Source organism: Comamonas fluminis (genome assembly GCF_019186805.1).
GTDB classification, from domain to species: domain Bacteria; phylum Pseudomonadota; class Gammaproteobacteria; order Burkholderiales; family Burkholderiaceae_C; genus Comamonas; species Comamonas fluminis.
Genome location: NZ_CP066783.1, coordinates 3,228,070 through 3,250,336, shown reverse-complemented (window position 1 = coordinate 3,250,336; position 22,267 = coordinate 3,228,070). Strand labels below are relative to the sequence as shown.

The window sequence follows — 22,267 nt, the reverse complement described above, 5'->3', positions numbered from 1 at the left end:
GCAGGGACTTTGAAATTCATAGCAAAAGCGGCATTGAGTGCCGCTTTTTTGTGTGCGCGAATCGTGCTCAGATGAACAGCGCGGGGTCCACCATGGCGCGGTTGAGCATCACGCTCCAGTGCAGGTGCGGGCCGGTGACGCGGCCTGTGGCGCCCACCTTGCAGAAAGCCTGACCGGCTTGAATCATGTCGCCCACCTTGCAGTCCATCTGGCTCAGGTGGCAGTACATGGTGAGCAGGCCGCCGCCATGGTCCAGCCAGACGGTGCCGCCGTTGAAGAAATATTCGCCGACGTCAATCACCTTGCCTGGCAGCGGCGCCTTGACCGGGGTGCCGGTCGGGGAGGCAATGTCCATGCCGCTGTGAGGATTGCGGGACTGGCCGTTGAAGACGCGGCGCAGGCCAAAGCTGCTGGAGCGACGGCCCGGCACGGGCACCTGCATGCGCAGGCTGGACGTCATGGGCAGGGGCTGAGACAGGGTGGCCATTACCGTCTTGAGGTGGGCGGCCTCGCGTTCATAGCGGGCGTTGTCCTCGGGCGAAAGGTCCACGGTCTTGGGCGAGACCTTGAGGCTCTGCTCCACATACTTCTTGTCGGTGACAGTGAAGGATTTCTCGCGTGTCTGGCCGTCGGCCTGCACCTGCAATGGGTACTGGCCCGGCGTGGTGGACAGGGGAATGCCGATGATGGCCGTCCACTCGATCATGTCACCCAGCACCAGTACGGGTGCATCGTTGAAGCTGAGGGTAGGGCGTGCCGAGGCGGGGCCCAGCGACAGGCGTGCTATGCCGCCGGGCACGCGGCTGTCATCGGGCCAGGGATCGGCGGCAGGTCTGGCCGCCCAGGAGGGCAGTGCACTGGCACCGGCTGCCAGAGTCATCCATTGCAGCAGATGGCGCCTGTCAAAAGCTGTTTTCATTCAAAAATCCTGCAGTGAAAAAGGCTGCGAAGCGCAGGTGTATCAAGCGCTTGCTGATACAGGAACCATAGCACGAACCGTGCAGCAGGGACCGCGCAGGAAAAGCGATTTTGTCCATAGATCTATGGACAGACACCCGGGCCGTCTTTGCCCAAACTAGGTTTGTCGCGAATCAAGAACAGGTCTGGCAACAAGACCGGCTGGCTGATTCGTTTCATCTGGATTCAAGGAGCAATACACCATGGCAAAGCCTTTTGCATCGTCGGCCGACACGGCAGTCAAAAAAGAAACGCTGGAAATTCTGGCGGATGGCGTTTATGCGCTTACCGCCGAGGGCGACCCCAATGTGGGAGCCTTCGAAGGCGAAGACTTCATCGTCGCGGTCGAGGCAAGGGCCACCCCTGCGGCGGCGCGTGACTGGCTGGTCAAGCTGCGCGAGCACACGCAAAAGCCCGTCAAATATCTGATCCTGACCCACTACCACGCGGTGCGCGTGCTGGGTGCCTCGGCGTTTGATGCCGAGCACATCATCACCAGCGAAGCCACGCGCAAGCTGATCGAGGAGCGCGGCAAGCAGGACTGGGACAGCGAATACGGCCGCATGCCGCGCCTGTTCAAGGAGCCTGAGGGCATTCCTGGCCTGACATGGCCCACCCAGACCTTTGATACCCATTTTGAAATTGATCTGGGCGGCAATCGCGGCAAGCTGGATCTGCGCTTTGAAGGCCGTGGTCACACGGCGGGCGACATCATCGTCTGGCACGACAAGACCAAGACTATGTTTGCCGGTGACCTGGTAGAGGCCGAGGCCGCGCTGTACACGGGCGATGCCTTTCACATGGAATGGGCCAGCAAGACGCTGGATAACCTGAAGAAGTACCGTGCCGAGTTCATCGTGGGCGGCCGCGGCGCCGTGGCCAAGGGCACGGAGGCTACCGATGCCGCCATCGAGCAGACACGCGCATTCCTCAACGGCATGATCGACAACGTGGGGGCGGTGCACAAGCGCGGCGGCACGCTCAAGGAAGCGTTTGAGGCCACACACAAGGCGCTGGCGCCCAAGTTTGGGCGCTGGCCCATTTTTGAGCACTGCCTGCCGTTTGATGTGCAGCGCCTGTGGGATGAGTTTGACGGCATTGACTGGCCCCGCATCTGGACGGCCGAGCGTGATCAGGCCGTCTGGGCGCAACTGCAAGGGTAAGCATCATGGCCAATACAGCAAACACAAGCAGTGCAGGATTGGCCCCGCAGCCCGTCACCCATCACCGGGGCGTGCCAGTCTGGCGTCACATCGGTGCCAAGGCAGCCCCCGCTGCCGGGGCTGTAGAACATGTGCCGGTGGTTGTGGTGGGCGCTGGCCCCGTAGGTCTGGCCATGGCGCTGGATCTGGGTCTGCGCGGTCACCAGGTGCTGGTGATCAGCAAGTTTGACTTCATTCCCGGTGGCTCCAAGGCCATCTGCTTTTCCAAACGCTCACTGGACATCCTTGACAGGCTGGGCGTGGGCCAGGAACTGCTGGAAAAAGGCGTGACCTGGAATGTGGGCAAGGTCTTCTGGGGCAATAGCGAAGAGCCGGTCTATCAGTTCGACATGCTGCCCGTGAAGGACCAGCAATACCCCGGCTTCATCAATCTGCAGCAGTACTACGTGGAAGACGCCTTGCTGCGCGCGGTCGAGCGTCTGCCCAATGTGGAGTTGCGCATGGGCCAGCAGATCGAGTCCGTGCGCAATCTGCCCGGCCATGTCGAGCTGGAGATTGCCGCAGGGGATGTGCATTACGAGATCAAGACGGACTGGCTGATTGCCTGCGATGGCAATAAGTCCGCAGTGCGCAACCTCATGGGCCTGGATTTTGATGGCCGTGTGTTCGAGGAAAACTTCCTCATTGCCGATATCCGCATGGAGCAGGAGCGCCCTGCAGAGCGCTGGTTCTGGTTTGATCCGCCGTTCAACCCCGGTCAGTCTGCGCTCATGCACCGTCAGCCCGATGGGGTGTGGCGTCTGGACTTTCAGCTGGGCTGGGGCATTGATCGTCAGGCCTTTGCCCAGCCCGAAAATGTGGAGCGCTATGTGCGCGCCATGCTGGGCCCGGATGTGCAGTTCAGCGAAGAGTGGTACAGCGTCTATACCTTCCAGTGCCGCCGCATGAAGCGCTTTGTTCACGGCCGGGTGCTGTTTGCCGGTGACAGTGCACATCTGGTCTCGCCCTTTGGCGCGCGGGGCTGCAATGGCGGCTTTGCCGACATCGACAACCTGGGCTGGAAGCTGGATCTGGTCTTGCGCGGCGAGGCGGGCGAGCCGCTGCTGGAGAGCTATAACGACGAGGCCATTGCCACGGCGGATGAGAACATCCTCAACTCCACACGATCGACCGACTTTCTCACGCCCAAGACCACGGTCAGCAAGGCATTGCGCGATGCGGTGCTGGAGCTGGCAAGTACCGAGGCCTTCGCGCGCCCCTTTGTCAATTCGGGGCGCTTGTCCACCGCGGTTCACTACCCGCAAAGCCGGCTCAATACCCCGGATTCTCAGCTATGGAATGGGGGCGTGGCGCCCGGTTCGCCTGCGCTGGATGCTCCTGCAAACGGAGCATGGCTGCTGCCGCATCTGGGAGGCCGGTTTGTGCTGCTGGCCAATGGCTGGACGCAGAGCGTGCCTGCCGATGTCGATCTGATCGATATTGCCCAATGGCCGGGTGAGCACCGCTTGCTGCAGTCGCGCTATGCGCTGCAAAGCGGCTGCGGGTATCTGATTCGCCCCGACCACTATGTGGCAGCGCGCTGGCAGTCGCCGGTGTCTGCCGCCGCTGTGCAGGCCAGCGTGGCCCGCGCCAAAGGAGTGCAGCAATGACGCAACTGATTCGCGAGCCCAATCTGGACCATGTCGATGATGTGTATCAGCAACTGCTGCAGATGCACGAGGGGCTGGACGAGGCGCAAAGCCTCAAGGTCTGCGCTCGGCTGATACTGGCACTGTCCAACCATATCGGCAGCAGCGCCGTGGTGCTGGAGGCCATCGCTCTGGCGCAGGGCAGGGGCACTGGTGTGGCTTCTGCGGCCTGACTTGGTGCGCCAGAAACGGGGGAAACACCTCGCAGCAGTTTGGGGCTGATGCGCTATTCTTGCCTCTCTTCTCACAGCGAGACAAGCCATGGCCGCAAGCTCTTCTCAACCCGCTTTGCTCAGCCCCAGCCTTGGGCAGGCGCTGATCGAAGCTGCTGCGACCCCTCATTTCGCCACCGTATTGCTGGGGACTGCGCGGCAGTTTGAGTGCATCGACGAGGTCTTTGCCTATCAGGTTGATACCGGCAAGGGCGATGTGCAGACCTTGCTGGCATCGGGTGAGCGCAAAGGCATTGCCGAGCGCACGGGTGAATATGCGCGCCGCTTTCATGCCAAAGATCCGCTGCTGGCCGGTGCCCACCCAGGCAAGGCTCTGGGCTTTAGCCGCCGTGTGCGCGCCGCCGATATTCCCAAGGGCGAATACCGCGAGCTGTGTTTTGATCAACCAGGGTTTCTGGACAAGGTCAGCTTTGGCTGGCACGAGCCCGGCAAGCTGATGGTATTGAGCTTTTACCGGGGCCTGCATGCACAGGGCGAATCGGCCAGCCAGCTCTGGTCACTGGGGCAACTGGCCATGGCGGCGCTGAATCTGCATGCGCAGGCCCATTCATCCCCGGCAATGGCCCCGGTGCAGGCTGCGCCGACAGATGCCAGGCAGCTACTGCTGCAGCGATTGCAGCGCAGCTTTCCCCAGCTGACCGAGCGTGAGCGCAGCATTGTGGCGCTGACGCTGCTGGGTGAGAGTGCGGCGGAGATCGGGGCAGCGCTTTCCATCAAGCCCGCCACGGTGCTGACCTACAGGCAACGCGCTTATGAGCGCTATCGTTTCAACCGGGCCAGCGATTTTCTGGCGGGGCTGCTGCAGTAAATGCGGTGCCTGTGGCAGGGCATGAAGTTCTGAATTGATAGCTTGAAGCGTTTGATAGATAAGCGCTTCAAGTATTTTTCATCTAAATTTCAATCTGAATTCTTCATGGCCTGAGCCATTGCAGGCTGTCCCGTGGATTCGAGCGTGTTCATCAATGCCTGACGATCGCTGGCCTGCTTGTTCTGGCTGAGCTTGAACTTGCCTTCCAGACGCTCAACTTCAATCTCCAGTCCCACGATGGCGCCCAGCATTTTCTGCAGATAGGGCGCGGGCGCATCGTTCATTTTCCAGGGCGCAAAAGCATTGCCAGGCAGTTGGCTGGCACGGGCTTCATGCGTGCGTGTAAGTCGCCCGATGACGCCGCGCACAAACTTCTCGTCGTCCCGTATCTGAATGTGACCATGGGCGTGAACCACCTGGTAATTCCAGGTGGGTACCTGCTCATGTGTCTGGTGCTTGCTGGGGTACCAGTTGGGCGAGATATAGCCGTCGGCCGCCTTGAAGATCACCAGCACCCGATCGCCACTGGCCAGTTGCTGCCACAGCGGGTTGGCACGGGCCACATGGGCCAGCAGGCGCAGGCTTCCATCGTCTTGCTGCAATAGCTCGAAAGGCAGGTGGTTCGCGTCCAGTCCTTCCTGAGTGTGCATGACCAGGCAGCCTAGCGGGTGCTGGCGTATCAGCGCGAGCAAGGCTGGCTGGTCGTTGACTTCAAAGTGACTGGGCAGATACATGAGCGGTGGAAAAAAGCATCTTGACCGCCCATGCTAAACCGGATGGCGATTGGGGCGTGTGCATCAGCGATGCGGGTGTTCCTCGCGTCCGCCATGGGGGTGTGCATCTGCATGGGCCTGAGGGCGCTGCTGCATCTGGGCAGCGTGCATCTGTGCCATTTGCTGCTGGCGCTGCTGCTGTGCGGCTTCTCTTTGCGCCTGCATTTGCTGGCGCTGGGCATTTTGCTGTGCTTGCTGCTGGGCCTGCATCTGCGCCTGCTGGCGCTGTTGCTCTTGATGCTGCTGGGCCGCCTGTTGCTGCGCGGCTTCTCTTTGTGCTTGCTGCTGGCGCTGCTGCATTTGTTGCTGTATCTGCGCCTGTTGTGCCTCGCGTTGTTGTTGCTGAGCCATTTGCTGCTGGCGTTGTTGCTGTGCTGCGTCTCGTTGAGCTTGTTGCTGACGCTGCTGCATCTGTGCCTGCTGGGCATCGTGCTGTTGCTGGGCCAGTTGCTGCTGGCGCTGTTGCTGCGCAGCTTCTCGCTGGGCCTGCTGCTGGCTCTGCATCTGTGCTTGCTGCTGGCGATGCTGTTGCTGCAGGGCCTGTTGTTGTGCCTGCTGTGCCTGTTGCATCTGTTGCTGCCGCTGGGCGTCAGCCTGATGCTGCGTCAGCATGGCACGCATCTCGGGCGGTGCGGCGGCGGGCGCAGGGCGCATACCCGGATTGGCATCGGGGCGGTGGTTCTGGGCAGGGTCACCTCGGTGGGGGCCCGCCACAGTGGCAGCGGCAATGCCTGCTCCTGCAATACCTGCTGCCACGGCGGCCGGTGGCAGTCCGTGATGGGGCTCGGCGCCCATAATTTGCGCAGGCATGCCGCCAGTCGGTGCACCCGCATCGCGTGGGCTGTTGTTATAGACGTTGGTGACCCGTACGTTGTCTGTGCGCTGAATGTTCTGCACCACGGTGCGTGACTGCGAGATATAGGTTTGCTGGTTGTAAACCACGGCAGGTCGGGCCATGGGGGGCGGCGGAGGCGTGCCGGGGCGCCATTCACGACGCTCGCCATCACCCCAGTGCATATCCCAGGAATGCCAGCCCCAGGAGGGGTGACGTTCGGTTGCCTGGGCCAGCAAAATTCCGGCGCCAAAGCCCAGTACGCCCGCGGCAATAGGCACACCTACGCCCACTACCGGCGGGGCGGACATATAGCTGTAGCCATGGTAGACAGGCAGGGGTTGCCCATAGACGACAGCGGGGTTGTACTGGGGCACGTAAACCGCGTTCATGTCTGGCGGGGCAATTTCGATGTACTGCGTGGGCGGCGCAATCACGGCCTGCGGGATGGGCGTGACCATGGCGTCAGCGGGGGCGTAATTGATCTGGCTTGGCGTGCTGCTGGCCTTGACGTTGAGCTGCTTTGAGCTTTTGAGCGAGCCAGCCTTGTACGCGCGGTTGCGCATGACCTGGATGGCGTTGAGCACATCTGCGGGGTCGTTGTAGTACGCCTTGCCCAGTGCCTTGGTCCACGGCAGGTTGGATGCCATCTGTTCCAGAACATTGGGGAACTGGGTCAGCGATTTGATGGAGGGATCCCAGCTCTGAGCATTGATGGCGTTGACCATGGCAGTCTTGGGCAGCGCGGGGTTCTGTCCCAGCCAGGCTTCAGCAGCGGTGACCTGATCGGGGTAGGTTGCACCGGCCAGTATCTGGGCAATCAGCTTGTCGGGGTACAGGGCAATCGGCGCCACCATCTGGTAGAGCACATCGGCGGAAGGCGGGCTGTATGCAACAGGCTGGGCCACAGGGGCAGGCAATGTGTCTGCGGCTGCGTTGGCTGGCGGTGGCGCTGCATCGCTGGCTTTGGGGCTGTCCTTGTCATTGCAGGCGCTCAGAGACAGCAGCGCTGCACAGGCAATTGCAGCAATGGGCCAGGACTGTGTGCGATGGCTGCTGCGGCTGGCGTATGGATGAGACATGAAACTCTCCTGGAACCGTATGTTCTTTTCAACGCCATCATGTGCTTGTTGTTGACAGGAGTTTGTAAGCAAAAGCTGAGTAATGAAACACTGCTTTTGATAGCAAAAAGCCCAGGCGTTACCTGGGCTTGAGTGCGAAAGAGTAAGAAAGGTGGGTGAGAGGACTCAGCGCATGATGAGCCACACCACGATGGCGACCACGACCACCACAGCCAGTATGAATGTCACGCTCATCTCCTTTCTTCCTTGATTAAAGGGCTTCGCTCATCAGCACCGCTGTGCCGTCTGCATCCAGCGTCTTGCCGTTGACCTGAATTTCACCGTTGGTATAAACGATCTGCGTGTTCAGCTTGCCGTCTTTTTCCACCAAAATGCCTTGTTCCTTCAGGGCATGCACGCTGGCCTGTGCCTGCTCCTTGGCAGCTGCTGCGATTTCTTCAGGCTTGTAGTCGCTGTCGTCCTCGAAGAGCGCCAGCATGGCGCTTTTCTTGCGGGAGATCAGGAAGGTGTCCAGTGCCTTGGATGGCACATCCGCCTTGAAGCTGAGCTTGATGTCTTCCAGCAGATTACGCCTGTTCTGGCCGTCGCCGATATAGGCCAGAGAGGCTCCAAACTCGCTGACGCCATCGTTGGTACGCATGGAAATGCGGTTGATTTCCATGGATGGCTTGCGGGCCAGCGCCTGGGGCAGGTTCTGCATCAGCCTGGTGCGCAGGTCGGACAGGCTGTCTTCAGCCTCGTCGCTTTCGCCTTCCGCAGGTTCGGCAGATTTGCGGCGGCTCATGTCGATGACATCGTTGACCCAGTTTGAGTCAATGTTGTGAAAGCTGACATCCAGCAGCAGATCGTCGGCTTTGGCGTCTTCCAGCTTGAGGCTCTTGATGCCGCTTTTGAGCGTCATCTCCACCACATCGCCGCTGAGCTTGGTGTCGCTGTCCATGCTGATGCCTTCAAAGCTGGAGGCCGAGGTCTTGCCTTCTTCTTCCTTTTTGAGGGCTGTGACCTTGTCAATGGTCATGGCGAATGGGCCAATCCAGAACTTCTGGCCTTCAGGCTGCTTGATATCAAAGCGCATGACGGCCTTGTCCATACCCGCGCTGCCTTCTTCATCCTTGAAGTGCAGGGCGGCGAAATTGGCAGTGCCCTTGGCGCCCTTCATTCCGGCGGGCATATCCCACTCGGCCTTCATGCCGCCCCAGTTCATATCACTGTTCTTGATGCGGGCGGTGATGGCGGGCGACGTCATGACGTTGGAGCTGCTGCGGCTCCAGCCAAGCTTGGTGTCAATTTCCAGTGGCGAGCGCCCATTGAGCGCGGTCTTGAGCCCCTCATCGGCATTGTCTGGCAGCTGGAAGCTGGTGTGAATCTGAGCAGCATGCCCCATGGGCAGGGGGCCGTGCGAGATTTTGTGTTCAGCGGTGAACTGTGTAGGCTCATCCGTGCCTTCAATGGTCCAGCTGGTCTTGGCGGTGGACGAGAAAGCACCGCGCTCATAGCTGACGACCTTGACGGATACGCCCTGCATCTCCAGCTTGGGAATGTTGCTGGTGAACTCCTGCTCCAGCTTGCCACCCATGTAATAGCTGGTGCCCATGGCGCCTGCCGCCACGACGACGACCACTGCCGCAATACCGATGCCCACTTTCTTGCTCATTGTGTCCCTTGAATATTGAATAAAACAGTTGATAAATAACGTTCGATAGCGATTCTTTACGATCAATTGTAGAAAGAAAACGAGTCGAATCACGCTTTTTGATGCTGGACGGCTCTTTGTCCTTCAAAAGTAGCGGCTGATGCAACTCCAGGCGGTGCAAGGCGATACTGCCCAGCGCTTTGGGGGCATCTGTGGCAAGTTCGCAGAGGCCCTGGCTCTGTTGTGATGCCAAAGCGGGGCATCTTGATGACATCAGGAATGAACGGCCAAGAAAAAAGGCTGCCCTTGTGAAAAGGGCAGCCTTGGGGCTGGAGTCAGCGGTGGGGCAGCTTACTTGCCCCAGCTGTCCTTGAGGCCCGTGATTTTGTTGAACACCGGCTTTTCGGCACTGTGGTCCTTGCGATCGGCCACAAAGTAGCCAAAGCGCTCGAACTGGAACTTGTCGTCGCGCTGGGCCGCCTTGAGCGATGGCTCCACATAGGCGGTGATCACTTTCAGGCTGTCCGGATTCATCAGGGCCAGATAGTCCTTGCCACCGGCATCGGGCTGGGCATCGGTGAACAGACGGTCGTACAGGCGCACTTCAGCCTCTACGCCATCAACTGCACCCACCCAGGTGATGGCAGCCTTGACCTTGACGCTGTCGGCGCCCGGGGTGCCGCTCTTGGTGTCTGGCACCACGGTGGCCAGCACCTTGGTCACATTGCCATCGGCATCTTTTTCGGCACCGGTGCACTCAATCACGTAGCCGCCCTTGAGGCGCACCTTGTTGCCGGGGAACAGGCGCTTGTAGCCCTTGGGCGGCACTTCGGCAAAGTCTTCGCGCTCGATCCAGACTTCGCGGCCCAGTGTGAAGTGGCGCTCTGGCACCACTTCACCTTCTGCATGGTGAGGCAAGGCGGGCAGAGAGCAGGCTTCCAGATGATCGGCGCTGCCAAACACTTCGGCCCAGTTGGTGAGTTCGAGCTTGATGGGATCCAGCACCACCATGGCGCGATGGGCCTGATTTTCCAGGTCTTCTCGCAGGCAGCCGTCCAGCGTGCCGTAGTCAATCCAGCTGTAATCCTTGGTCACGCCAATGCGTTCGCAGAAGTTACGGATCGATGCGGGCGTGTAGCCGCGGCGGCGCAGGCCGAAGATGGTGGGCATGCGGGGGTCGTCCCAGCCGCTCAGCAGGCCGCTGTCCACCAGATGCTTGAGCTTGCGCTTGCTGGTGACCACATAGGTCAGGTTCAGGCGGGCGAACTCATACTGACGAGGCTGGGGCGCATCGATCAGGCCGCCCTCGCGCAGGTGGTCCAGCAGCCAGTCGTAGAAGGGGCGCTGGTCTTCAAACTCCAGGGTGCACAAGGAGTGGGTGATGTGCTCCAGCGCATCTTCAATGGGGTGCGCAAAGGTGTACATCGGGTAGATGCACCACTTGTCACCTGTGTTGTGGTGCTCTGCATGGCGCACGCGGTAGATAGCAGGGTCGCGCAAATTGATATTGGGCGCGCTCATGTCGATCTTGGCACGCAGCACGGCAGCGCCGTCTTCGAGCTTGCCGTCCTTCATGTCGGCAAAGCGCTGCAGGTTCTCGGCCACAGAGCGATCGCGGAAGGGGCTGTTCACGCCGGGACGGGTGAAGTCGCCACGGTTGGCCTTCATGTCGTCAGCAGATTGCTCGTCCACATAGGCCAGACCTTGTTCGATCAGGTACACGGCGGCGCGGTACATGAAGTCGAAGTAATTGCTGGCGAAGTAAAGGTTTTCGTGCCCGTCTGCATCTTTCCAGTCAAAGCCCAGCCAGCGCACGGCTTCAATGATGGCGTCCACGTACTCCTGGTCTTCCTTGACGGGGTTGGTGTCGTCAAAGCGCAGGTGGCAGGTGCCGGCAAAGTCGCGCGCCAGACCGAAGTTCACGCAAATGCTCTTGGCGTGACCTACGTGCAGATAGCCATTGGGCTCTGGGGGAAAGCGGGTGCGGATCTTGGCGGGATCGGGCTGGCCCTGCTTGTGATGCTGGGCGTCGCCAGGGGTGCCGCCCCAGCGGCGCTGGGAATGCGTACCCTTTTCCAGATCAGATTCGATGATCTGGCGCAGGAAGTTGGTGGGCTTGACTGCCTCGGGGGCAGCGTTATTGGATTTGGATGCGTCAGCAGAGCTCATCGCGCCATTTTAGGACGAGCCTCATGACCTCGCATTTACCTGCGGACACAATGTTTTTGAGGAACCTTGACATCCAAATCGTATTCTCATGCGTTGTATAGGCAGGGCCGCAGGTTTTGCATGCTTTGGCAGGCCTGTCCGTTCAATGAGAAAGAGGAGATTGTGATGTTCAAGACAACTTCCCCCAAGATGACAAAGTTTCTGGCTGCCGCTGCGGTGGCCGCCGCTGGTTTGATGGCAGCCGTGTCCGCACAGGCCCATGGTGGTGTGAGCCTGTCCATCGGCGTGGGTGTGCCAGGCGTTGTGGTAGGTACACCGGCCCCTGTGTACATGCCTCCCCCTCCCGTGTATGTGGCGCCTCCCCGTCCCGTGTACTACGCACCTCCCGCACCGGTTTATTACGAACCTCGCCCCATTTACCGCCCTGCACCCGTGTATGTGGCACCGGGCTACGGCTACTACGGTGGCGGCCCGCGCTGGCATGGTCACGGCTATCGCCACGGTCATGGCCATGGTTACGGCCACCGCCGCTGAGGCCTGAGCCGGGATCAGGCTCTGTGTTGTGAAAATTTAAGTGCGCGGCTGCTTCGGCAGCCGTTTTTTTATGCCTGCGCCCAGTCTGGACACTCGCATAATCCGGGGCAGTTTCAGAACAAGGAGAGCTAGTCCGTGAAAACCGTTTACGTCCTCAATGGCCCCAACCTCAATCTGCTGGGCATGCGCGAACCTGCGATTTACGGCTCGTCCACACTGGCGGATGTGCAAAAGCTCTGCGAAGAGGCTTGCGCCCGCAACGGCTTGGCGCTGGTGTTTCGCCAGACCAACCACGAAGGCGAGATGGTGGATTGGGTGCACGAAGCGGGCCGTGTGCACGCCAAGGGTGAGCTGGCTGCGGTGGTGATGAATGCTGCGGCCTACACCCACACCAGCGTGGCAATTCTGGATGCTGTCAAAGGCACGGGCGTGCCGCTGCTGGAGCTGCACATCAGCAATGTTCATGCGCGTGAGAGCTTTCGCCACCACTCCTACCTGTCTGCCACAGCACGCGCTGTGATGTGCGGCCTGGGGGTGGCTGGCTACGGCCTGGCAATTGAGGCGGTGGCTCAGTGGTAACCACGGCTGATCAGCCACAGTCCTTGCAGGCCGTGGCCGATGCGCTGGGGCTGGCTGTGCCCGCCAGCATTCAAGAGCTGCAGGCCCGCAGCCAGCGGGTTACCACGCCGCTGAGCGAGCAGCCAGGCGCTGGCCGCATGGTGTGGCATGGTTGGGAGCCAGCCGCGGGGGTGGCGCGCAAGCCTGTTCCGCTGGTGCTGCTGCACGGCGGCAGCGGCAGCTGGACGCACTGGTTGCGCGTGATTGAGCCGCTGACGCAAGCGGGCTACAGCATCTGGATTGCAGATTTGCCGGGTTTTGGCGAATCGGACGGCGTGCCCGGCGGCATGGATGTGGATACGCTCATCGCGCCGCTGGCCCATGGCCTGGCGCAACTTCTGGCGCAGCAAAGCGGCTCGTCCGTCTGTGATCTCATCGGTTTTTCCTTTGGCGGCATGGCTGCCGGTTTGCTGGCAGCGCAGTTTCCTGTGCATATCCGCCAACTGGTGCTCGTTGGCGCTCCGGCCATGGGCATTACCGAAGGGCGCGTGGTCAGGCTCAAGGGCTGGCGCCATTTGCAGGGGCTGCCCGCGCAGATGCAGGCACATCACCACAATCTGGCGGAGCTGATGCTGCATGACGCCAGTCGTATTGACGAAGAAACCCTGGCCCTGCATGCGCTGAACGTTGCGCGAGATCGGCTGCCACGCCGCCGCCTGTCGCGCACAGACATCCTGGCGCAGGCGCTGCCCAAGGTGAAAGCCCGTGTTGCGGCGATTTATGGCGAGTTTGACCCGCTTTATATTGGCCGCCTGGATGAGTTGCAGGCGGCGCTGCAGCGCAGTCACCCTGCCGGTGTGAACTGGCAGATGCTGGACGGGCTGGGTCACTGGGTGCAGCACGAAGACCCGGCTGTCACCACGGCAGCGCTGCTGAAAGTGCTGGCATGACAAAGCCCGCCGCCTTTGAACTGTTCGAGCAGGATATCGAATGGACAGCCGTGCGCTCGCAGGGGCCCGGCGGTCAGAACGTCAACAAGGTCGCCAGCGCTGTGCATCTGCGCTTTGATGTGCGCAGCTCGCGCCTGCCCGAGGATGTGCAGCAGCGGCTGCTGGCACAGGGCGACTCACGCATCACCACCGAAGGCGTGGTGGTCATCAAGGCGCAGAAATACCGCACGCAGGAACACAATCTGTGGGATGGTTTGCAGCGCCTGAATGCACTGGTGGCCAGCGTGGCCAAGCCACCCACGCTGCGCAAGGCAACCAAGCCCACCTGGTCTTCGCAGCAGCGGCGTTTGCAGGGCAAAAGCCTGCGCAGCGGCATCAAACAGTTGCGCCAGCGGCCTGCGGACAGGGATTAGTGCCTTTTGTGGCATCAAACCTACGCACACAGGCGCTGACTGCTATCAAAATAATATTGATCGACAATATGGAAGCGGTTCAGCGGCAAGGCTGCTGCACTTCATTCCTCACAAATATATAGCTGCTAGCGCTTGACCCATAAAGGGTTGAAGGAGTTTTGTCATGAATTCACCATCTCTGGGCTTTCTGGAGCGCCCCGCCCAGCCCGCTGCGGGGCAGCAGCCTTGGCTGCTGGTGCTGATGCACGGCGTGGGCAGCAATGAGCAAGACCTGTTTGGCCTAGCGCCCTATGTGCCGCCGCAGTTTCACGTCATCAGCCTGCGTGCGCCATTTGCCATGGGGCAGGGGGCGTATGCCTGGTTTCAGTTCACGGTGGATGCCGATGGCACGCGCCATATTCATGTGCCGCAGGAGCAGCAGGCCCGCGCCCTGGTGCAGCAGACGGTGGCCGACAAGGCCGCGCAACTGGGCATTGCGCCAGAGCGCATTGTGCTGGGGGGCTTCAGCCAGGGCGGCATCATGGCGCTGAGCCAGTTGCTGACCCAGCCGCAGACGCTGCGTGGCGCGCTGGTCTGGCACAGCCGCTTGCTGCCCGAGATCGCATCGCTGCATGCACCTGCGCAGGCGTTTGAGGGCAAAAGCGCGTGGGTCAGCCACGGCACTTATGACAACGTGATTCCACTGACCAGCGCCCACGCCATTCGTGACAAGCTGGGTGCGCTGCCGCTAAGTCTGGTCTATCACGAGTACCCCGGTGCGCATGAAATTCGCCCCGAGGAACTCAAGGCCAGCATGCAGTGGCTGCAGGACTTGACCAAACCTGCAGCAGATGTCGATCAGTGACCGGCGGTCTTTGAAAACAGATTGATCACCAGCACGCCGCACACAATCATGCCCATGCCAACGATGGCGGGCATATCCAGCTTCTGGCCCTGCCAGAAATAGGCCACGGCAGACACCAGCACAATGCCCACGCCCGACCAGATGGCGTAGGCCACGCCCGTGGGCACGGTGCGCAGCGTCAGCGACAGCAGAAAAAACGAGATGGTGTAGCCCACCAGCGCAATGGCGGTGGGCGCCAGATTGGTAAAGCCGTTGGATTTGGCCAGAAACGAGGTGGCAATCACCTCGCTGATGATGGCCAGACCCAGATACAGGTAATTGCTCATGATGGGCAGGTCTGCGGCGGCTTAGATCGCGGGATAGTCGCCCGTGCCTTCGGGCCAGGGCGTGAGCACATCAAAACCGGTTTCGGTCACCACCACCATATGCTCCCACTGGGCAGACAGCGACTTGTCGTTGGTAATCACCGTCCAGCCGTCGGCCAGCTCGCGCGTGGCGGCCTTGCCCGCGTTGAGCATGGGTTCGATGGTGAAGATCATGCCGGGCTGCAGCACCAGGCCCTGGCCGGGCGTGCCGTAGTGCAGCACCTGGGGCTCGTCGTGATAGACCTTGCCAATGCCGTGACCGCAGTACTCACGCACGATGGAAAAGCGCTCGCGCTGGGCTACGGTTTGAATGGCGTGGCCCACATCGCCCAGCGTGGCGCCGGGCTTGACGGCGTGAATGCCAGCCACCAGCGCTTCGTAGGTGGTGTTGACCAGACGCTTGGCCAGGTTGCTGGGCTGGCCCACGTAATACATGCGGCTCGTGTCGCCAATCCAGCCCTCGGGCGTGGTCACGGCCACATCCACGTTAACGATGTCGCCTTCCTTGAGGATTTGCTTGTCGTCGGGAATGCCGTGGCAGATCACATGGTTGACCGAGGTGCACACCGTCTTGGGAAAGCCGTAATAGCCCACATTGGTCGGCACGCATTGGAGCTCGTCCACGATGTAGTCATGGCACAGCTTGTCCAGCTCTCCCGTGCTGACGCCGGGTTGCACATGCGGCGTCAGCATGGCCAGCACCTTGGCAGCCAGACCACCGGCCTTGCGCGAGAGGTAGATGTCCGATGCGTCGTTGATAGGAACGACTTTTTGCTTTCCGCGCTTCATTGCATGCCTCCGACCAGACGTACGGGGCGGGGGCGGCGCATTTCGGTGTGTGCGTCGGCTGCGTCCTGGCGGGAGGCGCCGATTTGCAACTCGTGCTCGGCTTGCTGCAGCAGCAGTGCGCAAATGCCCTCGTAGTTCAGCTGGGGGTGGTGCTCGGCCATCTGGCCGACACGCAGCCAGTGCTCAGCCTGGGCGTTGATGGAGCGGCCAAGTGCCGCGCTGGACAACCGCACCTGATCGTGCAGCTGGTCTGAAATTTTGACGATTCCCATGGGGCGCGATCATACTGGTGATATACGTTTCATATATTGACAACTGGCAATTGCACCAATGCGCGCACGGATTTTTCAGGGGATGACAGGTCTTGCATCCTCGGGTGCAAGAAATTTGTCAGAAAACTGCCAAGTTAAGAATAATTTTGATAGCTGGAATCCTATGTTTATCAAGGGCTTGATGCGGTTTATGCATTGTTCTCTGCAAGACTGATGGCTGGGGCAAGAGCGCAGAGATCTTCAAGTCTTATAAAAGATATATTTCATCTGAATTTCCTATGCCCCTTTTGCGTTTCCTGCTATCAAATTGAAAGAAAAATTGGAAATAGCCCCGGCTGTTTCGAGTCCGGGGCACAGCGTGCAAACCTTCAGGCAACCAAGCAGGCAGCGATTCATGGAAAACATCGTCGATCACCCCCATTCCAGTGATGTTCAGGTAACTCCTGCAGCGCCTAAACCCCATGCATCCCATGCGTCCTCTCATGCGGCGCGCGTTGTGGTGGTGGGCGGTGGAGTGGCCGGGCTGGAGGTGGCCACGGCGCTGGGCAAGCTGGGCAGCGATTGCATAGAAAGCGTGATGCTGGTGGACAGCGACTCGGCCCATGTCTGGAAGCCCATGCTGCACACCATTGCGGCGGGCACGCGTGACCTGGCTCAGCAGCAGACCACGTATCTGGCGCAGGCCAGCGATGCGCAGTTTGCCTACCAGCCCGGAGAGATGTGCGGCCTGGACCGCGAGGCCCGCGAGATTTTGCTGGCACCCATTCATGCCCCTGATGGCCGTGAGCTGGTTGCGGGCCGCCGCCTGCCTTATGACAAGCTGGTCATCGCCGTGGGTAGCGGGGCCAACGACTTTGGAACCCAGGGCGTCAACGAGCATTGCTTCATGATTGACTCCCGTCGCAAGGCCGACGCCTTCAACCAGGAAATTCGCCTGCGCATGGTGCGCTGCATGGCCAGCGGCGAGCCGCTGCAGGTGGCCATTGTGGGTGGTGGCGCTACGGGCGTGGAACTGGCTGCAGAGCTTGTGCAGCTTGCGGAAAGTGCTACTGCTTACGGTGCATTGGGCGAGGCCGCCAAGTTCCGTATCGTGCTGATAGAGGCCGGTGCCCGCCTGCTGCCCAGCTTTCCGGAAGAAATTGCCGAAGCCACCCGCGTGCGCCTGCAGGCGCTGGGGGTGTCTGTCATTGTGGGCGGGCGTGTCAGCCGGGCAACGGAGCAGGGTTTTGAGCTGGCCAATGGTGAGTTGATTCCTGCCAGCCTGCGGGTATGGGCGGCGGGCGTGAAAGCGCCAGAGTTTCTGACCCAGCTGGGTTTGCAGACCACGCGCAACAACCAGCTGCTGGTCAACGATGCGCTGCAAACCAGCGACCCCGACATTTACGCTCTGGGCGACTGCGCCAGCTACACCCTGCCGGGCAAGGAAGAGCCGCTGCCGCCCACCGCACAGGTGGCGCACCAGCAGGCCCGCTATCTGATCGAGACCCTGCCCCATGTGCTGGAGCGGCCCGGCGCCAAGCCTGTGGGCTTTGCCTACCGAGACTTTGGCGCGCTGGTTTCGCTGGCCCACTATGACGCCTATGGCTCGCTGGGCAAGTTTGGCCTGTTCAACGGCGGCGTGATTCGCGGGCGCCTGGCCATGCTCAGTCACATCATGCTGTACCGGTCGCACCAGGCGCGGCTGTACGGCTTCTGGCGCGGCGGTTTGCTGTGGCTGATTGACCTGATGAATTCGCGCCTGCGCCCTTCGATTCGTCTGGACTGAGCTTACAAAAGTCCTTCGATGGGCAGCCAGCTCAGCACCCGCACCATGGCGCGCTTGAACCAACTGGTGCCGGGGTCCTGGCTGAAGGTTTGGGTCTGGCCGGGCTGCTCCGGGATCTCGGCAGACCAGCGCAGCTTGCCCTTGTCGTCGAGCTGCACCTGATAGGCCAGCATGGGCAGGTACTGGTTCAGAGACTTCGTGACCTCGGAAGCCATGCCCGGGTGCTTGATGACCAGACCTTGCTCGGTATTGAGCAGGGCCGAGCGCGGATCGAAGTTGAACGAGCCGACAAACAGGCGCTGTCCGTCCACCGCAAAGGTCTTGGCGTGCAGGCTGGCGCCAGAGCTGCCGGTAAGACCGCCCTTGCTGCCGCTGAAGGCGGCGGGGGATGGGGGTGCACCCTGGGCACTGCTGGCTGGCGAGGCAACGGGCGCTGGCGCATGCGGGCGCAGATTGATCTGGCGGCGCATTTCATACAGCTCCACACCCAGCTCCAGCAAAGGCTTGCGATAGCTTTCATAGCCTGCGTGGACGGCGGCAACGTCAGTCGCTTCGAGGCTATTGGTCAGAATGCGCACGCGCACCCCTTGCTTGCGCATGTGGGCGAAGGCATCCACCCCCGCTTGCGTGGGAACAAAGTAGGGCGAAACCAGGTCCAGCGATTTGGCGGGCTCGCCAATCACCGGATGCAGCTGGGCCAGCATCAAAGCCTGCTGCTCGGCCTGGCTCAGCACCTTGGCGGGGTCGTCGCTGACCAGTGTGGTTGCGGCCCATTGCAGCGGCAACTGGCCTGAGAGCAATTCCTGGCTGAAGCGGCTTTGCTGCACGGCCTGGATATAGGCCTGAGATTCCGGGCGCTGCGCATCGGTCTGCAGGCTGCTGTAGATTTTGTTGACCGCCTGCTCGGGCATGGGCGGCAGCAGGCTGGAGGCGGGGTAGGCCGAGGGGCTGTTCCAGTAACGGTCGAAATCATGGCCGATATCGGGAACCACGGTGCCCACGGCAACCACATCCAGGTCGGCAAACAGCACGCCATCGGTGGCGGCAAAGTACTCGTCACCGATATTGCGCCCCCCCACGATGGAGGCCCGGTTGTCCGCCGTGAAGCCTTTGTTGTGCATGCGCCGCTGGGTGCGGCTGAATTCCGTGACATAACCCAGCGCCTTGGGGGTGCGCACGGCAAAGGGGTTGAACAGGCGCACTTCAATGTGCGGGTGCTGGTCCAGCGCGGCCAGCACGGCATCCATGCCGGATGTGCCGCCGTCGTCCAGCAGCAGGCGCACGCGCACGCCGCGGTCTGCGGCCTGCAGCAGCTCGTTGAGCAGCAGGTGCCCGGTCGTGTCATTGCGCCAGATGTAGTACTGCACATCCAGCGTGCGCTGGGCCGCACGGGCCAGCAGTGCCCGGGCGGCATAGGCAGCGTAGGCATCCGTCAGGGGGTAGATGCCGCTGAGTTTGGGGTTTTCCTGCTGCAGCGGGGCCAGAGCCTGACCCAGCAGGGTGGCGCTGGCGGCCTCGGTGCTCAGCGCCTCTGAGGGCGAGCGCTGAGGCATGGGCGGCAGGCTGCAGGCAGTGAGCAAGGTGCTTGCGGCCAGGGTGACGACCAGCAGAGGGCGGCGCAGCAGATTCTGTGGAGGGCAAAGACAAGGGCATGACTGCATGGTGAGGAAGTATGCCCGACCGCTTCCTGCCTCCGGACTCCTGCCTCCGGCTTCTGACCTCTCGCCTCAGCCGATCTGGACGGGCCCCGGCTTGCGGTCTTCAACCACAAAGCGCGCCAGGGTGTAGAGGCTGCTGTCGGCCTTGAGCGGGTCCTGCACGGCGCGCAGCTCTGTGGTCATGCGCTGCGGTGTGATCTCCACCAGGCTGTAGCCGCGTTCCTCGCTGCGGGCATAGACCACCTGCGGGCTGTTGCGGGCGATGGCATCTGCCTTGGCCTGAGTGGTGCCGCTGTGCGAGCTGATGGAGGTGCCGCAGAACTCGCTGGCAACGACCGGGTTGTCTTGGCCGGGAGCCTCGTCGCTCAGCGCCGGAATGCTGCAGACATAGTTCTGGTGAATATCGCCGCCCAGTAGCACGGCGTTGCGCGGGCGGGTTTCGCTGATCTGGCGCACCAGCCGCTGGCGGGCTTCGGGGTAGCCGTCCCAGCTGTCGGTGGATTGCTTGCCGTTGGGGTGTTTGCGGGCGGCGAACAGCGTGGTCTGCACCAGCTGGCTCCAGCGCGGGGCATTGCTGGCGCTGGCAGCGTCTGCCTGCAGTTGCTGGCCCAGCCAGCGCTCTTGTTCCCAGCCCAGAAAGCTGCGGGCCGGGTCGTGCAAAGCGGCGCACTGCTGCGGGTCCACCGTACCGGTGCTGGCCTTGCCTTCGGGACGGCAGGCCTGTAGATCACGGTACTGGCGGCCGTCGAGCAAGTGCAGCCGCGCCAGATTGCCCCATTGCAGGCTGCGATACAGGCCTAGACCCTGAAAGCCGCGCTGCAAAGCGCTGGCGCGCAGCGGCATGTTTTCGTAGAAGGCTTGCCAGGCGGCGGTGCGCTTTACCAAAAAGTGAGCGCTATCCCCACGCCCATACTGGCCTGCATAGTCGTTTTCTACTTCATGGTCGTCCCAGATGACGGACCAGTTGCAGGCTGCATGGGCGGCTTGCAGATGGGCATCGCTTTTGTGCAGCGCATAGCGGTCGCGGTAGTCCTGCAGGGTCTGGGCGGTGCGCAGTGGCTGGGGCCGGGCCAGTCCCTCGGGTTTGGCGGGCTGGGCGTATTCATAGATGTAGTCGCCCAGAAACAGCACCAGATCGGGCGCGGCCTGCGCTGCATCGGCCCAGGCGGTGTAGAAGCCATGTTCCCAGCGCTGGCAGGAAGCCACGGCCATGCGCAGCTTTTGCGGCCTTGCCTCTGCAGCCGGGGCCGTGCGGCAGCGGCCCGTGGCACTCTGGGCATTGCCATGGCTGAAACGGTAGAAATACCAGCGGTCCGGGGCCAGACCGTTGACCTGTATGTGCAGCGCGTGGCCGGATTCGGCGCGTGCCACGCTTTCACCCTGGGCCACGATGCGCCGAAATTGCGCGTCATGGGCCACTTCCCAGCGCACAGGCCGCGGCGGCAAGTCTGGCGGGGCATCGCCGCCCAGATAGTCCAGCGGCGCGGTCAGCCGGGTCCAGATCAGAATGTTGTCGGGCTGCGGGTCGCCGCTGGCCACACCCAGCGTGAAAGGGTTGTGAGCCAGCGTTTCATCGGCCCGGGCCCAGACGGGCAGGGCGCCCAGCGCTGTCGCCAGGCTGGAGGCGATCAGAAAGCGGCGGCGTTCTGGCGCAGGAGTGGAGAGGTCTGCAAACATGGCGATGCTGTGGTTGTGATGCTGAAGGCCAGAGCTCAGTATGGCCCTGAGCAATGGACCATTGACTATTCAGCATCGCCATGCCTGTACGTTCGCTTTAACGCCGCCTGATGGGTCTCAGTCGTTGACCATCACCAGCTTGCCCTGCACTTGGCGTGAGCCCATGCGTTCGTAGGCGGCAAACAGCTCGCTCATGGGCATGGTGCGGTCAATCACGGGCTTGATCTTGCCCTGGCCATACCACTGGGCCAGCTCCTGCATCATGGCGGCATTGTTCTGTGGCTCGCGCTTGGCGAAGTCACCCCAGAACACGCCGACCAGCGATGCGCCCTTGAGCAGCGGCAGGTTCAGCGGCAGCGCAGGAATGGGGCCAGAGGCAAAGCCGATGATCAGATAGCGGCCGCGCCAGGCGATGGAGCGGAACGCGGGTTCGGCAAAGTCGCCGCCCACGGGGTCGTAGATCACGTCCGGGCCTTTGCCATCCGTTGCGGCCTTGATGGCTTCACGCAGATCGCCCTGGCTGTAGTTGATGGTGGCATCAGCCCCTTGCTCCTTGCACAGCGCGCATTTTTCGTCGGTGGATGCAGCGGCAATCACGCGTGCGCCAGCGGCCTTGGCAATCTGAATGGCTGCCGTGCCCACGCCGCCTGCTGCGCCCAGCACCAGCACGGTCTCGCCCGCCTTGAGCTGGCCGCGATCAATCAGCGCGTGGTGGCTGGTGGCATAGGTCATGATGAATGCGGCGGCATCCACAAAGGGAAAAGCCGCAGGAAGCGGCATGCATAAAGCGGCAGGCGCTAGCGTATGCGTAGCAAAGCCGCCGGTGCCAGACAGGCAGGCCACGTGCTGGCCAACCTTGAGATGCTTGACGCCTTCACCCACCGCCTGCACCACGCCCGCGTACTCGGAGCCGGGCACAAAGGGCAGGGGCGGCTTGATCTGGTATTTGTTCTGCACGATGAGCAGATCAGGAAAGTTCAGGCTGGCCGCCTTCACTTCCAGCAACACCTGGCCGGGGCCGGGCTGCGGGGTGGGAAGTTCGGTCCAGTTCAGGGTTTCAACACCGGTAGGCGTGGTGCAGAGCCAAGCGTGCATAAAAGGGTC

General features: G+C 61.6%; 21 protein-coding genes. 10 read left to right on the top strand and 11 right to left on the bottom strand.

Annotated features, from left to right (window positions below; translation table 11 throughout):
- Positions 1-67: 67 nt before the first annotated feature.
- Positions 68-919: a M23 family metallopeptidase gene (locus JDW18_RS15125; protein WP_218240225.1), complete on the bottom strand. Its 852-nt coding sequence runs from the start codon at positions 917-919 to the stop codon at positions 68-70.
- A 241-nt stretch (positions 920-1,160) separates the two neighbouring features.
- Here JDW18_RS15125 and JDW18_RS15120 point away from each other — a divergent pair, with 241 nt between their 5' ends.
- From JDW18_RS15120 to JDW18_RS15105, 4 genes are all read left to right on the top strand, one after another.
- Positions 1,161-2,120 (top strand): MBL fold metallo-hydrolase, encoded by a 960-nt coding sequence (locus JDW18_RS15120; protein ID WP_218240224.1) that lies wholly within the window; start codon positions 1,161-1,163, stop codon positions 2,118-2,120.
- A 5-nt stretch (positions 2,121-2,125) separates the two neighbouring features.
- The gene (locus tag JDW18_RS15115; protein WP_218240223.1) at positions 2,126-3,769 is read left to right on the top strand and encodes an FAD-dependent monooxygenase; all 1,644 of its coding nucleotides are present in this window, start codon (positions 2,126-2,128) and stop codon (positions 3,767-3,769) included.
- Positions 3,766-3,981, top strand: coding sequence for a DUF2783 domain-containing protein (locus JDW18_RS15110; protein ID WP_218240222.1), 216 nt, complete (start codon positions 3,766-3,768; stop codon positions 3,979-3,981). Before JDW18_RS15115 ends, JDW18_RS15110 begins: the two co-directional genes overlap by 4 nt.
- A gap of 88 nt (positions 3,982-4,069) precedes the next feature.
- Entirely contained in the window at positions 4,070-4,849 is a 780-nt protein-coding gene (locus tag JDW18_RS15105; protein WP_218240221.1) for a helix-turn-helix transcriptional regulator, read from the top strand.
- Between the two features lie 89 nt (positions 4,850-4,938).
- Here JDW18_RS15105 and JDW18_RS15100 read toward each other — a convergent pair whose 3' ends face one another.
- The 4 genes from JDW18_RS15100 to JDW18_RS15085 all read right to left on the bottom strand — a co-directional run bounded on the left by JDW18_RS15100 (position 4,939) and on the right by JDW18_RS15085 (position 11,338).
- On the bottom strand, positions 4,939-5,583 hold the full coding sequence (locus JDW18_RS15100) for an FMN-binding negative transcriptional regulator (protein ID WP_218240220.1): 645 nt from the start codon (positions 5,581-5,583) through the stop codon (positions 4,939-4,941).
- Between the two features lie 63 nt (positions 5,584-5,646).
- A complete protein-coding gene (locus JDW18_RS15095) occupies positions 5,647-7,536 on the bottom strand; it encodes a DUF3300 domain-containing protein (protein ID WP_218240219.1) in 1,890 nt (629 codons plus the stop codon).
- 250 nt (positions 7,537-7,786) lie between these two features.
- Positions 7,787-9,190, bottom strand: a complete 1,404-nt coding sequence (locus JDW18_RS15090) for a YdgA family protein (protein WP_218240218.1) — start codon at positions 9,188-9,190, stop codon at positions 7,787-7,789.
- Positions 9,191-9,520: 330 nt separating this feature from the next.
- Positions 9,521-11,338, bottom strand: coding sequence for a glutamine--tRNA ligase/YqeY domain fusion protein (locus tag JDW18_RS15085; protein ID WP_218240217.1), 1,818 nt, complete (start codon positions 11,336-11,338; stop codon positions 9,521-9,523).
- Between the two features lie 165 nt (positions 11,339-11,503).
- Between JDW18_RS15085 and JDW18_RS15080 the strand changes: the two genes are divergently transcribed.
- The 5 genes from JDW18_RS15080 to JDW18_RS15060 all read left to right on the top strand — a co-directional run bounded on the left by JDW18_RS15080 (position 11,504) and on the right by JDW18_RS15060 (position 14,637).
- Positions 11,504-11,872: a hypothetical protein gene (locus tag JDW18_RS15080; protein ID WP_246609955.1), complete on the top strand. Its 369-nt coding sequence runs from the start codon at positions 11,504-11,506 to the stop codon at positions 11,870-11,872.
- A 183-nt stretch (positions 11,873-12,055) separates the two neighbouring features.
- The gene (locus JDW18_RS15075) at positions 12,056-12,451 is read left to right on the top strand and encodes a type II 3-dehydroquinate dehydratase (RefSeq protein WP_246610566.1); all 396 of its coding nucleotides are present in this window, start codon (positions 12,056-12,058) and stop codon (positions 12,449-12,451) included.
- On the top strand, positions 12,445-13,380 hold the full coding sequence (locus tag JDW18_RS15070) for an alpha/beta fold hydrolase (RefSeq protein ID WP_425514741.1): 936 nt from the start codon (positions 12,445-12,447) through the stop codon (positions 13,378-13,380). The genes JDW18_RS15075 and JDW18_RS15070 overlap by 7 nt, the downstream gene beginning before the upstream one ends.
- Positions 13,377-13,793 (top strand): alternative ribosome rescue aminoacyl-tRNA hydrolase ArfB, encoded by a 417-nt coding sequence (arfB, locus tag JDW18_RS15065; RefSeq protein ID WP_218240215.1) that lies wholly within the window; start codon positions 13,377-13,379, stop codon positions 13,791-13,793. Before JDW18_RS15070 ends, arfB begins: the two co-directional genes overlap by 4 nt.
- Before the next feature lie 163 nt (positions 13,794-13,956).
- On the top strand, positions 13,957-14,637 hold the full coding sequence (locus JDW18_RS15060) for an alpha/beta hydrolase (RefSeq protein WP_218240214.1): 681 nt from the start codon (positions 13,957-13,959) through the stop codon (positions 14,635-14,637).
- Here JDW18_RS15060 and JDW18_RS15055 read toward each other — a convergent pair.
- From JDW18_RS15055 to JDW18_RS15045, 3 genes are read right to left on the bottom strand one after another with little or no spacing between them, the layout of a single operon-like run.
- The gene (locus tag JDW18_RS15055) at positions 14,631-14,963 is read right to left on the bottom strand and encodes an SMR family transporter (protein WP_218240213.1); all 333 of its coding nucleotides are present in this window, start codon (positions 14,961-14,963) and stop codon (positions 14,631-14,633) included. The genes JDW18_RS15060 and JDW18_RS15055 overlap by 7 nt on opposite strands.
- A gap of 21 nt (positions 14,964-14,984) precedes the next feature.
- Positions 14,985-15,791, bottom strand: a complete 807-nt coding sequence (gene map / locus JDW18_RS15050; RefSeq protein WP_218240212.1) for a type I methionyl aminopeptidase — start codon at positions 15,789-15,791, stop codon at positions 14,985-14,987.
- Positions 15,788-16,063, bottom strand: coding sequence for a ParD-like family protein (locus JDW18_RS15045; RefSeq protein WP_218240211.1), 276 nt, complete (start codon positions 16,061-16,063; stop codon positions 15,788-15,790). Before JDW18_RS15045 ends, map begins: the two co-directional genes overlap by 4 nt.
- A 394-nt stretch (positions 16,064-16,457) precedes the next feature.
- Between JDW18_RS15045 and JDW18_RS15040 the strand changes: the two genes are divergently transcribed.
- Positions 16,458-17,828, top strand: a complete 1,371-nt coding sequence (locus JDW18_RS15040; RefSeq protein WP_246609953.1) for an NAD(P)/FAD-dependent oxidoreductase — start codon at positions 16,458-16,460, stop codon at positions 17,826-17,828.
- A 2-nt stretch (positions 17,829-17,830) separates the two neighbouring features.
- Here the strand turns inward: JDW18_RS15040 and JDW18_RS15035 are convergent, their stop codons facing one another.
- The 3 genes from JDW18_RS15035 to JDW18_RS15025 all read right to left on the bottom strand — a co-directional run bounded on the left by JDW18_RS15035 (position 17,831) and on the right by JDW18_RS15025 (position 22,258).
- Positions 17,831-19,489, bottom strand: a complete 1,659-nt coding sequence (locus JDW18_RS15035; RefSeq protein WP_218240210.1) for a phospholipase D family protein — start codon at positions 19,487-19,489, stop codon at positions 17,831-17,833.
- Between the two features lie 66 nt (positions 19,490-19,555).
- On the bottom strand, positions 19,556-21,163 hold the full coding sequence (locus JDW18_RS15030) for an alkaline phosphatase D family protein (protein ID WP_218240209.1): 1,608 nt from the start codon (positions 21,161-21,163) through the stop codon (positions 19,556-19,558).
- A 117-nt stretch (positions 21,164-21,280) separates the two neighbouring features.
- Positions 21,281-22,258, bottom strand: coding sequence for an NADPH:quinone oxidoreductase family protein (locus JDW18_RS15025; RefSeq protein ID WP_218240208.1), 978 nt, complete (start codon positions 22,256-22,258; stop codon positions 21,281-21,283).
- Between the last annotated feature and the right edge of the window lie 9 nt (positions 22,259-22,267).